This is a genomic window from Streptomyces thermoalcalitolerans (assembly GCF_039525155.1).
Taxonomy (GTDB): Bacteria; Actinomycetota; Actinomycetes; order Streptomycetales; family Streptomycetaceae; genus Streptomyces; species Streptomyces thermovulgaris.
This window is the reverse complement of the sequence record NZ_BAAAHG010000022.1, coordinates 69,396-81,594: the sequence shown is the minus strand read 5'-3', so window position 1 is coordinate 81,594 and position 12,199 is coordinate 69,396. Positions and strand designations below refer to the sequence as shown.

The 12,199-nt window shown below is 72.4% G+C and carries 11 protein-coding genes; 6 read left to right on the top strand and 5 right to left on the bottom strand.

The window, feature by feature from the left end:
* Positions 1-104 precede the first annotated feature (104 nt).
* The gene (locus ABD224_RS15200; protein ID WP_344050100.1) at positions 105-527 is read right to left on the bottom strand and encodes a secondary thiamine-phosphate synthase enzyme YjbQ; all 423 of its coding nucleotides are present in this window, start codon (positions 525-527) and stop codon (positions 105-107) included.
* 68 nt (positions 528-595) lie between these two features.
* On the opposite strand from ABD224_RS15200, the gene ABD224_RS15195 reads away from it, so the two are divergent.
* Positions 596-1,678: an NAD(P)-binding domain-containing protein gene (locus tag ABD224_RS15195; protein WP_344050099.1), complete on the top strand. Its 1,083-nt coding sequence runs from the start codon at positions 596-598 to the stop codon at positions 1,676-1,678.
* Between the two features lie 21 nt (positions 1,679-1,699).
* Here the strand turns inward: ABD224_RS15195 and mltG are convergent, their stop codons facing one another.
* Together mltG and ABD224_RS15185 are read right to left on the bottom strand one after the other, a co-directional pair.
* Entirely contained in the window at positions 1,700-2,560 is an 861-nt protein-coding gene (gene mltG, locus ABD224_RS15190) for an endolytic transglycosylase MltG (RefSeq protein ID WP_344050098.1), read from the bottom strand.
* A 108-nt stretch (positions 2,561-2,668) separates the two neighbouring features.
* Positions 2,669-4,510 (bottom strand): ABC transporter ATP-binding protein, encoded by a 1,842-nt coding sequence (locus tag ABD224_RS15185; RefSeq protein WP_344050097.1) that lies wholly within the window; start codon positions 4,508-4,510, stop codon positions 2,669-2,671.
* Between the two features lie 116 nt (positions 4,511-4,626).
* Here ABD224_RS15185 and ABD224_RS15180 point away from each other — a divergent pair, with 116 nt between their 5' ends.
* The gene (locus tag ABD224_RS15180; RefSeq protein ID WP_344050096.1) at positions 4,627-5,079 is read left to right on the top strand and encodes a MarR family winged helix-turn-helix transcriptional regulator; all 453 of its coding nucleotides are present in this window, start codon (positions 4,627-4,629) and stop codon (positions 5,077-5,079) included.
* Positions 5,080-5,293: 214 nt separating this feature from the next.
* Here ABD224_RS15180 and ABD224_RS15175 read toward each other — a convergent pair whose 3' ends face one another.
* Positions 5,294-5,812 carry a L,D-transpeptidase family protein gene (locus ABD224_RS15175; protein ID WP_344050095.1) on the bottom strand — a complete coding sequence of 173 codons (519 nt, stop codon included), beginning with the start codon at positions 5,810-5,812 and terminating at the stop codon, positions 5,294-5,296.
* A gap of 663 nt (positions 5,813-6,475) precedes the next feature.
* Here ABD224_RS15175 and ABD224_RS15170 point away from each other — a divergent pair.
* From ABD224_RS15170 to ABD224_RS15155, 4 genes are all read left to right on the top strand, one after another.
* Positions 6,476-8,326: an ABC transporter ATP-binding protein gene (locus ABD224_RS15170; RefSeq protein WP_344050094.1), complete on the top strand. Its 1,851-nt coding sequence runs from the start codon at positions 6,476-6,478 to the stop codon at positions 8,324-8,326.
* Positions 8,323-10,104: an ABC transporter ATP-binding protein gene (locus ABD224_RS15165; RefSeq protein ID WP_344050093.1), complete on the top strand. Its 1,782-nt coding sequence runs from the start codon at positions 8,323-8,325 to the stop codon at positions 10,102-10,104. The genes ABD224_RS15170 and ABD224_RS15165 overlap by 4 nt, the downstream gene beginning before the upstream one ends.
* Before the next feature lie 330 nt (positions 10,105-10,434).
* Entirely contained in the window at positions 10,435-10,926 is a 492-nt protein-coding gene (locus tag ABD224_RS15160; RefSeq protein WP_344050092.1) for a DUF5709 domain-containing protein, read from the top strand.
* A gap of 65 nt (positions 10,927-10,991) precedes the next feature.
* A complete protein-coding gene (locus ABD224_RS15155) occupies positions 10,992-11,264 on the top strand; it encodes a type B 50S ribosomal protein L31 (protein WP_344050091.1) in 273 nt (90 codons plus the stop codon).
* 70 nt (positions 11,265-11,334) lie between these two features.
* Here the strand turns inward: ABD224_RS15155 and ABD224_RS15150 are convergent, their stop codons facing one another.
* Positions 11,335-12,120 carry a metal-dependent hydrolase gene (locus ABD224_RS15150; protein ID WP_344050090.1) on the bottom strand — a complete coding sequence of 262 codons (786 nt, stop codon included), beginning with the start codon at positions 12,118-12,120 and terminating at the stop codon, positions 11,335-11,337.
* Between the last annotated feature and the right edge of the window lie 79 nt (positions 12,121-12,199).

Here is a 12,199-nt window from a genome sequence, read left to right as displayed (position 1 = left end):
TTCCACCCGGCCACCCGGCCCGGCACGACCCCCGCAGCCGCGCCCCACACCCCCATCCTCCGACGGCCCCCGCCCCACGACGAGGGCCGTCGGTCCCTGCTTGCTCAGGCCAGGAAGCTCAGCCGGACCCGGCGGTCGGGGTTGTCCTTGTTGGTGTCGACCAGGCACACCGACTGCCAGGTGCCCAGGGCCATCCGGCCGCCGAGGACCGGGATGGTCGCGTGCGGCGGCACAAAGGCGGGCAGGACGTGGTCGCGGCCGTGGCCGGGGCTGCCGTGGCGGTGCTGCCAGCGGTCGTCGGCGGGCAGCAGGGTGTGCAGGGCGGCGAGGAGGTCCTCGTCGCTGCCGGCGCCGGTCTCGATGATCGCGACGCCCGCGGTCGCGTGCGGCACGAACAGGTTCAGCAGGCCGTCGCGGCCGTCCGCGGTCTCCTTGAGGAAGGCCTCGCAGTCACGGGTGAGGTCGACGACCGCCTCCCGGGAACCGGAGGTCACGTTCAGAACTCGGGTGGTGAAAGCTGTTGGCATGTCCCCCATCCTTGTCGACCTCAAAGGAGATCGGGAAGATCCACGCCCACGGCACGGTTGACACGGGCATGAACAGAACACGCGACGTCGACGTGGTCGTCGTGGGCGCCGGCCAGGCTGGGCTGTCCGCCGCCTACCACCTGCGGCGCGCCGGGTTCGCACCGGACCGCGGCTTCGTCGTGTTCGACCACTCCCCCGGCCCGGGCGGGGCCTGGCAGTTCCGGTGGCCGACGCTGACGTACGGCAAGCTGCACGACATGCACGCGCTGCCGGGGATGAAGCTGACCGGCGCCGATCCCGCGCGGCCCTCGTCGGAGGTCGTCACCGAGTACTTCGCCGCCTACGAGCGCGCCTTCGACCTGCGGGTGCGGCGGCCGGTGGACGTACGGGCGGTCCTGGACGGGCCCGGCGGGCGGCTGCGCGTCGAGACCTCCGAGGGCACCTGGACGGCACGGGCGCTGATCAATGCGACCGGCACCTGGGAGCGGCCGTTCTGGCCGCGGTACCCGGGGCAGGAGACCTTCCGCGGACGGCAGCTGCACACCGCGCAGTACGCCGGCCCCGAGGAGTTCGCCGGGCGGCGGGTGGTCGTGGTGGGCGGCGGCGCCTCCGGCATCCAGCACCTGCTGGAGATCGCCCCGTACGCGGCCGCCACCACCTGGGTGACCAGGCACCCGCCGGTCTTCCGTGAGGGGCCGTTCGACGAGAACGCGCGCCGTGCCGCGGTCGCGCTCGTCGAGGAGCGGGTGCGGCGGGGGCTGCCGCCCGGGAGTGTCGTCTCGGTGACGGGCCTGCCGCTGAACGACGCCGTCCGGCAGGGGCTGAGGGACGGGGTCCTGGACCGGCAGCCGATGTTCGAGCGGATCACACCGGACGGGGTGCGGTGGGCGGACGGCCGGCACATGGCGGCCGACGTCATCCTGTGGGCGACCGGGTTCAGGGCGGTGCTCGCCCATCTGGCGCCGCTCGGGCTGCGCGAGCCGGGCGGCGGCATCCGCATGGACGGCACACGGGCGGTCGCCGATCCCCGGGTCCACCTGGTCGGCTACGGCCCTTCGGCGAGCACCGTGGGCGCCAGCCGGGCCGGGCGTGCGGCCGTCCGGGAGATCAGGCGTCTGCCGGCCGAGGGGGAGCCGGCCGCCGCGGCATGAGGCGCCGCGGCCCGGCACGGCTCACTTCGCCGGCCGCGGACTGCGGCTCGCCTGGTGGGCGGCGGCCTCGGCGAGATTGCGCTGGTGCTCGGCGTAGTCGGCGGTGAAGCGCGTGTCGCCCGGCTTGACCGTGACGAAGTACAGCCAGTCGCCCGGCGCGGGGTTCATCACGGCGCGCAGGGCGTCCTCGCCGGGGTTGTCGATGGGCGTCGGCGGCAGCCCCATGCGCTGGTAGGAGTTGTACGGGTTGTCCACCTGGATGTCGTTCGCGTTCACACGGGCCGCGGGGGTGCGGCCGAGGCCGTAGTTGAGGATGGAGTCCATCTGCAGCGGCATGCCGCGCTCCAGCCGGTTGAGGACGACTCGTGCCACCTTCGCCATGTCGGCCTTCGTGGCGGACTCGGCCTGGACGATGCTGGCGATGGTGACCGCCTGGTACATGTTCATGGAGGTGCGCTGCGCCCCGGCGGCGACCGGGGCCGCGTTGAACTTCTTGTCCGCCTTCTCGGCCATGGCGGCCAGCAGGGACTGCGGGGTGGTCTTGTCGTCGACGGGATACGTCGACGGGAAGAGGTAGCCCTCCGGGTTTCCCCCGGCGGCGGCCGGCAGCTTGAGGCCGGCCTTGGCGAGCGACTGGCTGGTGGTGCCGGGGGGCAGGGCGAGGGCCTTGTCGATGGCGGCGTAGACCTGGCCGGCCCGCCAGCCCTCGGGGATCACCAGGGTGCGGGGACGTGCCGGTCCGCCGCCGAAATGGCCGCTGTCCAGGGTCAGCAGCGGCACCACCACGGCGGTGCCGGCCAGGACGGCCCCGGACACGATCAGGGCCAGCCGGCCCCGGCGCGTCAGTCGGATCGTGCTCCGTGGCGGAGTGTTCGTCTGCATGCGGGCACGGTAACCCGCATACCGTCATAAACCTGGCATATCTTCAGTCTGTCGGTCCGGTCTGTCCGGACGGCTCGCCGACCGGGCCCCTCGGCTCAGCCCGCCGGTTCAGTTCGCCGGTTCGGCCCGCCGGCTCAACTCGTCGGCCCGGTCCGCCGGCTCCGTCTGCGCATCCCGGCGGACCAGTGCGGCGTAGCGTCCGTCGAGGTCCATCAGCTCCTGGTGGGTGCCCTGCTCCACCACCCGTCCGTGGTCGAGGACCACGATCCGGTCGGCGCCGCGGACGGTGGACAGCCGGTGTGCGATGGTCAGGGTCGTCCGGTTGGCGGACAGGGTGTCGATGGCCTTCTGCACGGCGGCCTCCGTACGGGTGTCCAGGGCACTGGTCGCCTCGTCGAGGATGAGGACCGGCGGATCGCGCAGGATGGTGCGGGCGATGGCCAGGCGCTGCTTCTCACCGCCGGAGAAACGGTGGCCGCGCTCGCCGACGACCGTGTCGTAGCCGTCGGGCAGGGACGCGATGCAGTCGTGGATCTGCGCCGCCTTCGCCGCCGCCTGCAGCTCCTCGTCGGTGGCGTCCGGTTTGGCGAAGCGCAGGTTGTCGGCGACCGAGGCGTGGAAGAGGTACGTCTCCTGGGAGACGACGCCGACGGCGCGGGCGAGGGTGTCGAAGTCGAGGTCGCGCACATCGACCCCGTCGAGGGTGACACGGCCGCCCGTGACGTCGTAGAGCCGGGGCACCAGATAGCCGAGGGTGGACTTGCCGGCGCCGGTCGGGCCGACGATCGCGAGGCTGGAGCCCGCGGGGACGGTGATGTCGATGCCGTCGAGGACCGGGCCGCTGTCGTTGTCGTAGTGGAAGGAGACGTTCTCGAAGCGGACCTCGCCCTTGATCCGGTCGAGACGGACCGGGCGTTCGCGCTCGGTGATGTCGATGGGCAGGTCCAGGTACTCGAAGATGCGCTGGAAGAGCGCGAGCGAGGTCTGGATCTGCACGCCGGTGGAGAGCAGGCCGACGGCCGGCCGGAACAGGCCCTGCTGGAGCGAGACGAAGGCGACGAGCGTTCCGAGGGAGACCTCCGGGCCGCCGAACCGAAGGGCGATGCCCGCGGCCCAGTAGATGACGGCCGGCATGGCGGCCATGACGATGGTGACGACGGCCATGCGCCAGCGGCCGGCCATGTTCGACCGCACCTCGAGGTCCACCAGCCGTTCGGACTCCTCGGCGAAGGACGCGGTCAGCGAGTCGGAGCGGCCCATCGTGCGGCCGAGCAGGATGCCGCTGACGGACAGCGACTCGGTGACCGTGGCGGCCATCGCGGCCATCTGCTTCTGACGCTGGGTGGTGATCTTCTTGCGTTCGTTGCCGACGCGACGGCTGATCCAGACGAACACCGGGAGCAGGACCAGGGAGACGACCGTCAGCCGCCAGTCCAGGGCGATCATCGCGACGACCGTGGCGACCACACTGGTGAGGTTGGACACCAGGGAGGTGGCGGTGGAGGTGACGGTGGCCTGCATGCCGCCGATGTCGTTGGCGATGCGGGACTGCACCTCGCCGGTGCGGGTGCGGGTGAAGAAGGCGAGGGACATGCGCTGCAGCCGGCCGTAGACGGCGGTGCGCAGATCGTGCATGACCCGCTGGCCCACGGTCGTGGAGATCAGTGTCTGCAGCACACCGAAGACGCTCGTGAGGACGGCGCTGAGGATCATGCCGAGCGCCAGGAGACTCAGCAGACCGGTGCGGCCCTGCGGGAGCGCGACGTCCAGGATCTCCTTCAGCAGGAAGGGCGTGGCGACGGAGACCAGCGAGGAGGCACCGACCAGCAGGCCGACGATCGCGAGGCGGCCCCGGTAGGGACGGAAGAGCCGCAGGATGCGGCGGACCTGCCGGGGCTGGTCCTTCAGCTCGGCAGGCGGGGTCCAGGCGGGCTGACGGTCGGGGTGCATGGGCTCCTGTCGGGGCGGGCGTCCGCCGGCCGGCGGACGCGGCCGGTGATGGTCCACGGATCCTAGCTCATTGTTACCTATGTTCATAGTGAACAAGGTCCTGGTAGGGTGCCCGCATGAGTTCCCCCGACCCCGACGGCCTCCTCGCCGAGCAGCTGCTGCGGCTCACCCTTCGGGTGCACCGCATCCAGAAGCGTCACCTGGAACAGCACGCCCTGGGCGTCACGCCGGCCCAGTCCCGGCTGCTGCGCACCCTGGCGCACTTCGGCGAGCCGCCCCGTATGGCGGATCTCGCCGAGTCCCTGGAGGTGGTGCCGCGCGCGGTGACCACGCTCGTGGACGGGCTGGAGGCGAGCGGCAGGGTGCGCCGGGTCCCCGACCCGGTCAACCGCCGGGTCATCCGGATCGAGCTCACCGCCGAAGGGCGCAGGGTGCTGCACGAGTTGCACGGCGTACGCCGGACCGCCGCGGAGGAGATCCTGGCACCCCTGACGGACGAGCAGCGCAAGACGCTCGGCGAACTGCTGGACACCCTGGTGGGCACGGTGCCCCCGCGGGGACACTGCTGAAACGCACGAGGCCGGGGTAGGCCGGGGTGCGCACGCCGCCGGGAGGGCGGCGGGCCGTCAGCCGGACAGTGCACGAAGGACACCACGAGCACACGCCGGGAACGCATCGGGAACGCGTCAGGAACGCATCGGAAACGCGCCGGGGGCGCACCTGCCGTGAAAACGCGTCACCGCGGCTCTCTCCGGCGGCCGTGCGGACGGTTCGCCGCGCCCGCTACAGCTGCAAGGTGGCCCTGTCCCCCATCACGATGACGGGCTTGTCCTTGGGATCGAGCGTGTGCAGCAGGTATTCCATCGCGGACTTCGGGACACTGATGCAGCCCAGTGTGCCGTCGCCGTGGTCCAGATGGAGCCAGATCCCGCCGCCCCTGGACTGGCCCAGAGGACGGGTGGGGTCGTCCGGGCGTGTGCCGGGCAGGCGGTTGTAGTCGATGGCGATGACGTAGTCGAAGTCGTGCTGGTGCGCCTCGTCCCAGGGGTAGAGGGAGACGAAGGCCTCCTCGTCCTGGGTGTAGGGCAACCGGGTCCCCGGGTCCTCGAGGAGTCCGCCGGAGTCGGAGAGTGTGAACACCCCGACGGGACTGCGCTCGTCGCCCTCTTGATGGTTCGTGGTCCAGCCCCGTCTGCCGTTGTGCGACGGCCAGCTGCCCGACTGCTGCCACAGGGTGCCGCGTTTCTGGTACAGCACCAGCGTCGAGTCCGGCGAGTCCCTGTGGTCGCCGTAGACCACCACGACTTGCCGTGTGCCGGCGGGGATCTGCCGCCGCAGCTGCTCCCCGACGCCCGGTATCCGGGTGAAGTCCTCCGCGGGGCCGGGCCGGGCGGCCCCCGACGGACCGCCGTGTCTGGGTATTTCGCCGGAGTGAATTCCCGCCGGAGCTCCGCTGCATGCGGCCACCGCCGCCAGAAGAAGACCACAGGCCGCCGCAGCGGCCCTCACATGTGTTGTGCCGCCACTTCGCATGTCCCCATCGTTGCCGCGACACGCGGGATGATCCACTCGAATTGATCCAAACAGCCTCATCCCCTTCCCGTCTTCTTCTCGTCATTCCTCTCGGCTGCTTTCCAGTCACTTTTCTTCCTTCTCCGGCTGTTTCCGTCCCTTGCCGTCCCCCTTGCCGTCCTCTTTGCCGTCTCCCTTGCCGTCCTTTCCCGGCGGAGCACGAGGTGCCTTAACCGGCGGCTCCGCACTCCGCGGCGCGCGGCCGGGTGCGGGTTCCGGACCTCTTCCGCACCAGGAGCGCAAACCGGCCACTCCTGATTTCTCCGCGAAGTCTCCGGGAGTCCCCCACGGGAAAAACCGCTTGCTTTCGACTGCCCGGCGACGCGACTCTGTCACGGCTTGTCCGCCGCCCGGCGACACCTGTTTCGCCTCGATACGAGCCACTGGACCCTCATGCAGATTCAAGACCTTCCGTATCCCGATCCGGGTGTGCCGGACACCCGCTCGGGTCTTCGGCTTCTGTGGTGGCTGGAGCGGAACCAACTGGGCGGGCAGCTCAGAGCCTTGGCCTGGGGACTGCTGCACTTCGCCTCGGTCGCCGCTCTGCCGTTCTGCGTCGGCCTCGCCGTCCAGGCGGTCGTCGACCGCTCGGGCTCCCGGCTCGCCCTGACCGGCGGACTGCTGGCGCTGCTCTGCGCCGGCAACGCGCTCGGCGACACCTTCCTGCACCGCGCCGCGGTCACCAACTGGATCACCGCGGCCGCCCGCCTCCAGCAACTGCTCGCCCGCAAGGCCTCCGAACTGGGATCCGCGCTGACCCGGCGGGTGGCCGCGGGTGAGGTGGTCACCGTCTCCACCGGTGACATCGAGAAAATCGGCTGGTGCGTGGAGGCCGTGTCCCGGTTCACCGCGGCCGCGGTCACCGTGCTGCTGGTCTGCGCCGCCCTGCTCGTCCACCAGCCGGCGCTCGGCGTGGTCGTCGTCATGGGCCTGCCCGTGCTGGCGCTCGCGGTGCTGCCGCTGCTGCCGCACGCGACCCGGCGCGCCGACGTGCAGCGCAAGAAGGCGGGCCGCGCCACCGAACTGGCCTCGGACACCGTCGCCGGGCTGCGGGTGCTGCGCGGCATCGGCGGCGAGGAGCTGTTCCTCGACCGCTACCGCCGCGCCTCCCAGGAGGTGCGGCACGCGGCCGTCCGCAGCGCCCGCATGTGGGCCCTGATCGCCGCGCTCCAGGTACTGGTGCCGGGACTGCTGCTGATCGCGGTGGTCTGGTACGGCATCCATCTGGCCCGCACCGGCCGGATCACCGTGGGCGAGCTCGTCACCGTCTACAGCTCCGTCCTGATCCTCGCCTACCCGCTGCGGCACTTCCAGGAGATCGCCATGGCGTACTCCTTCTCCCGCCCGTCGGCCGAGCGGGCCGCCCGGGTGCTCTCCCTGAAGCGGCCCGCCGGCAGCACCGGAACACGGACGGCCGACGTGCCGTCGGGCGACCTGTACGACCCGGCGACCGGACTGTGCGCGCCCGCCGGGCGTCTGACCGCCGTGGTCTGCGGCGACCCGGACGCGGCGGGCCGGCTGGCCGAACGGCTCGGCGGCCATCCCGCCGAACCGGGCACATCGGTGCTGCTGGGCGGCGTACCGCTGGACGAGCTGCCGCTCGAGGCGGCCCGCACGGCCGTCCTGGTCCAGGACAAGGACCCGGTCCTGCTCTCCGGTTCGCTGCGCGAACTGCTCGACGTGCCCGCCTCGGGGAACGTCTCCGCCGAGGAGGCGCTCGCCGCCGCCCAGTGCGACGACGTCCTGGAGGCACTCGCGCAGACGATGCCTGCCGCCGGGGACCCGATGGACGCCCGGATCACCGAGCGCGGCCGGTCCCTGTCCGGCGGCCAGCGTCAGCGTCTCGCTCTCGCCCGGTCCCTGATCGCCGACCCGGAGGTCCTGGTCCTGGACGAGCCGACCTCCGCCGTCGACTCGCACACCGAGGCGCGGATCGCCCAGGGCCTGCAAAAGCTGCGGACCGGCCGCACCACGGTGGTGTTCACCTCCTCGCCGCTGCTGCTGGACCGCGCCGACCGGGTGGTCCTGGTCCACGAGGGCACGGTCGCCGCGGTCGGTCCGCACCGCGACCTGGTGCGCACCGAGCCCCGGTACCGCGCGGTGGTGACCCGGGAGACGGACGAGGAACGCGCCCTGCACGACATGATCCGGGCCGACGGCGGGCTACGGGCCGCACCGGCCGGTCCGCCGGACGACGACATGGCCCTGCGGGACGCCGTGGAGAAGATGGAGGAGACCGCATGATCGGCGTGGCGCCCCCGGCGTACGACCCGGCGGCCCCGACGACGGCCGACACCCTGCCCGTCGGCTCCGCCGCGACCGTGCGCGCCTATGTGGCCGAGCTGCTGCGCCGGCACCGCGGTGCCTTCCTGCTGCTCGTCACCGTCAACGCGGTGGCCGTGCTCGCCTCCCTGGCCGGTCCCTGGCTGCTGGGCGGCCTGGTCGAGCGGGTGTCGCACGGCGCCCGGGAGCTGCATCTGCCGCTGACTGTGGGGCTGTTCGCGCTGGCGCTGCTCGTGCAGGCCGTGTTCGTGCGGGAGGTGCGGCTGCGCGGGGCGGTGCTGGGCGAGCGGATGCTGGCCGATCTGCGCGAGGACTTCCTCGTCCGGTCGGTCCGGCTGCCGCCGGGCGTGCTGGAGCGGGCGGGCACCGGCGATCTGCTCTCCCGCATCACCACCGACATCGACCGGCTCGCCAACGCGATGCGCGAGGCCGTGCCGCAGCTGACGGTCGGGGTGGTGTGGACGGCCCTGCTGCTCGGCGGTCTGGTCCTCACCGCACCGCCGCTGGCCGCCGCCGTGCTGGTGGCCCTGCCGCTGCTGGTGGCCGGCTGCCGCTGGTACTTCCGGCGGGCGCCCTCCGCCTATCGCTCGGAGGCCGCGGGCTACGCCGCCGTGGCCGCCGCGCTCACCGAGACCGTCGACGCCGGGCGCACCGTGGAGGCGCACCGCCTGGGCGAGCGCCGCGTCGCCCTGTCGGAGCTCCGGATCAAGCAGTGGACGGCGTGGGAGCGCTACACGCTCTGGCTGCGGTCGGTGCTCTTCCCGGTCGTCAACATCACCCATGTGACCGTGCTCGCCTCCGTGCTGCTGATCGGCGGGGTCTTCGTCCTGCGGGGCTGGATCGGGATCGGGCAGCTGACCACGGGCGCGCTCATCGCGCAGATGCTCGTCGACCCGGTGGGGCTGATCCTGCGCTGGTACGACGAGCTGCAGGTGGCGCAGGTGTCGCTGGCCCGGCTCGTCGGTGTCCGCGAGATCGAACCGGACGCCGGGGACGTCTCGCTGGCCCCCGCCGGCCGGGACATGCACGCGGAGCGGGTGCACTTCGGCTACCGCGAGGGTGTCGACGTGCTGCGCGAGGTGTCCTTGAAGGTCGCCCCGGGCACCCGGCTGGCCCTGGTCGGCCCCTCGGGCGCCGGCAAGTCCACGCTGGGCCGGCTGCTCGCCGGGATCTACGCACCGCGAAAGGGCCGGGTCGCCCTCGGCGGTGCCGAGCTCTCCCGGATGCCCGCCGAACGGGTCCGCGCCCATGTCGCCCTGGTCAACCAGGAGCACCACGTCTTCGTGGGTTCCCTGCGCGACAACCTGCTGCTCGCCCGTGCCGACGCCGACGACGCCGAGCTGTGGGCGGCGCTCGGCGCGGTCGACGCCGACGGCTGGGCGCGCGCCCTGAAGGACGGCCTGGACACCGAGGTCGGCTCGGGCGGGTTCGCCCTCACCCCGGCCCAGGCCCAGCAGATCGCCCTGGCCCGTCTGGTCCTGGCCGATCCGCACACGCTGGTCCTGGACGAGGCCACCTCGCTCCTCGATCCGCGCGCGGCCCGGCATCTGGAGCGGTCCCTGGCCCGCGTCCTGGACGGCCGCACGGTCGTCGCCATCGCCCACCGGCTCCACACGGCGCACGACGCGGACGTCATCGCCGTGGTCGAGAACGGCCGCATCAGCGAGCTGGGCACCCACGACGACCTGGTCGCCGCGGACGGCACCTACGCGGCGCTGTGGCGGTCCTGGCACGGGTGAGCCGGACGGGAACGGCGCCGGAAAAGACCGGCGGGCGGTCCGGCCCGGGCACGGGCCGGACCCGGGACCGCGGGCCCTCCGCGCCACGGCCGCTGCCGTGCGCGCACGCGGTTCCCGGGGGCGGAGGGCACCGGCGCGGCCCGCGGGCGGGGCCGGTGCCGTGCCGTTGCGCGAGGACGAACCAGGATGGAAGGGTGGAAAACAGCACATGACTCGGGGAGCACCCGGGAGCCGTCCGGTTCACGCCGGGTGACAGCTGTGCTCCGCGCACCGGCGGCCGTCCGCCGGACACGGTGAGCACGGGCTCGTTCCCACCCCCTGGAGGTACCCGTGGACAGCGTCGGCGGATGGGGAGACGACGTCTACCAGCCCGACAAGGACTCCGAGATCAGAGAAGACACGGGAGTGCTCGACTCGGAGGACACGCTGGAGTACGACGGCGTCGGCGACCCCCTGGACCGTGGCTGGTCCCCTCCGGAACGACCCTGGGCGGTGGAGCACATCGGTGTGACCGCGGCCGAGCGCCGGCAGGGCGGGACGCTGGAGCAGCGCCTGGCCGAAGAACTTCCCGATCCGCCCGTCCCGGACGGCGACGGCATGGGCGACTGCACGGACACCGACGGAGAACTCCTGGACAACGAGGTCGGCGTCACCCGGTCCGGCCGTCTCGTCGCCCCCGACGAGGGAACCCACGAGGACGAGGAGAGCGCGCTGGTCGCCACCGATGTGGGCATCGACGGCGCGGCCGCCTCCGCCGAGGAGGCAGCGGTGCATGTCGTCGACGAGGACACCCTGGACAGCGAGGACACCCTGCACAGCTGACCCGGCCGCCGACGGGCCGTCGCCCCTCCCCGGCCGCTTTCTCCCCCGCCGCACGAGGAGTTCCCATGCAGCAGGCCAAACACCCCGACTACCACCCCGTGGTCTTCCGCGACCGCGCCGCCGGCTATGCCTTTCTCACCCGGTCCACCGCCACCAGCGAGCAGACCATCGAGTGGGACGACGGGCAGACCTACCCGGTCGTGGACGTGGAGATCTCCTCGGAGAGCCACCCGTTCTACACCGGCAAGGCCCGCACGGTGGACTCCGAGGGCCGCGTCGCCCGGTTCGAGCGGCGCTACGGCGGCGGGCAGGGCACGGGCGGCGACGGGGCCGCATGAGACCGGGCGGCCCCTCGGACAACGTTCAGGGCCGAAGTGACGACGTCCCGGGCCGAGTCCGAGCGGCTGCTCAGCCGAAGTTCAGTGCCGCCAGGCAGCTCACCCCGCCGAGCAGCATGAACGCCGGCATCAGCACCCTGACCTCGACCCAGCTGCCCGCCTTGAAGCGCATCGACTTCGGCGTGCCGACGGGGTACCAGCGCTTGCGGCCCACCGGTATCGGCCACAGTATCGGGCAGCCGGAGACAGTCAGCGCGTCCCCGATGTCGTGCACCAGCGCACCCAGCACGATCGGCAGGCCCAGCCACAGGTACTCCTCGCTGAACAGCCAGTTCGCGCCGTTGCCCGGCTGGTCGAGCGTGTCCGCGAGGATCCAGGCGCTGGTCGCGGCCAGCAGCCACACCAGGACGTCGCTGCTGGAGCCGCGGGCCGCCCGCCACAGCAGGCCCTCGATGGCCAGCACCATGTGGGCGAAGAGAATGGCCAGCACCGCCCAGCGGCCGCCGGTGACCGCCACGACGGAGGTACCGACCCCGATCAGCACCGCCCACAGCCAGGTGTGCGTCAGCGTCCGGTGCCCCCCGGAACGGCGCGGGTCGCCCGGCAGACGCGTCGCCTTGTAGACGGCGCTGGACAGCTTGTCGACGATCTCGCACAGCCAGCGCGAGAGCGGCCCGAAGGAACGCGAGATGGTCGCGGCCTTGTGGTCCAGGTCCGGGGCGAGGGCTGCCCCGGCGCAGATCAGCGCACCGGTCAGCAGCACCGGCCAGGGCATGGGACGCCCGGCCGCGGCGGCTGCGGCTCCCACGCCCAGCCAGGCCGCGGCGCCCGACAGTGAGTGTGCTGGTCCCATCATGGCCGTCGCCCGCCCCTTTTCCGTTGTTCCGCTGTCCAGTTGTTCCAGCGAGCCGATGTTCCGTCGGCGACACAGCGTA

What these genes read in the sequence shown, in the direction of transcription:
- ABD224_RS15180 (WP_344050096.1), top strand. Translation starts at nt 4,627, where the DNA reads ATGAGTTCCCCCGACCCCGACGGCCTCCTCGCCGAGCAGCTGCTGCGG.
- ABD224_RS15200 (WP_344050100.1), bottom strand. Translation starts at nt 527, where the DNA reads ATGCCAACAGCTTTCACCACCCGAGTTCTGAACGTGACCTCCGGTTCC.
- mltG (WP_344050098.1), bottom strand. Translation starts at nt 2,560, where the DNA reads ATGCAGACGAACACTCCGCCACGGAGCACGATCCGACTGACGCGCCGG.
- ABD224_RS15165 (WP_344050093.1), top strand. Translation starts at nt 8,323, where the DNA reads ATGATCGGCGTGGCGCCCCCGGCGTACGACCCGGCGGCCCCGACGACG.
- ABD224_RS15155 (WP_344050091.1), top strand. Translation starts at nt 10,992, where the DNA reads ATGCAGCAGGCCAAACACCCCGACTACCACCCCGTGGTCTTCCGCGAC.
- ABD224_RS15150 (WP_344050090.1), bottom strand. Translation starts at nt 12,120, where the DNA reads ATGATGGGACCAGCACACTCACTGTCGGGCGCCGCGGCCTGGCTGGGC.
- ABD224_RS15185 (WP_344050097.1), bottom strand. Translation starts at nt 4,510, where the DNA reads ATGCACCCCGACCGTCAGCCCGCCTGGACCCCGCCTGCCGAGCTGAAG.
- ABD224_RS15195 (WP_344050099.1), top strand. Translation starts at nt 596, where the DNA reads ATGAACAGAACACGCGACGTCGACGTGGTCGTCGTGGGCGCCGGCCAG.
- ABD224_RS15170 (WP_344050094.1), top strand. Translation starts at nt 6,476, where the DNA reads ATGCAGATTCAAGACCTTCCGTATCCCGATCCGGGTGTGCCGGACACC.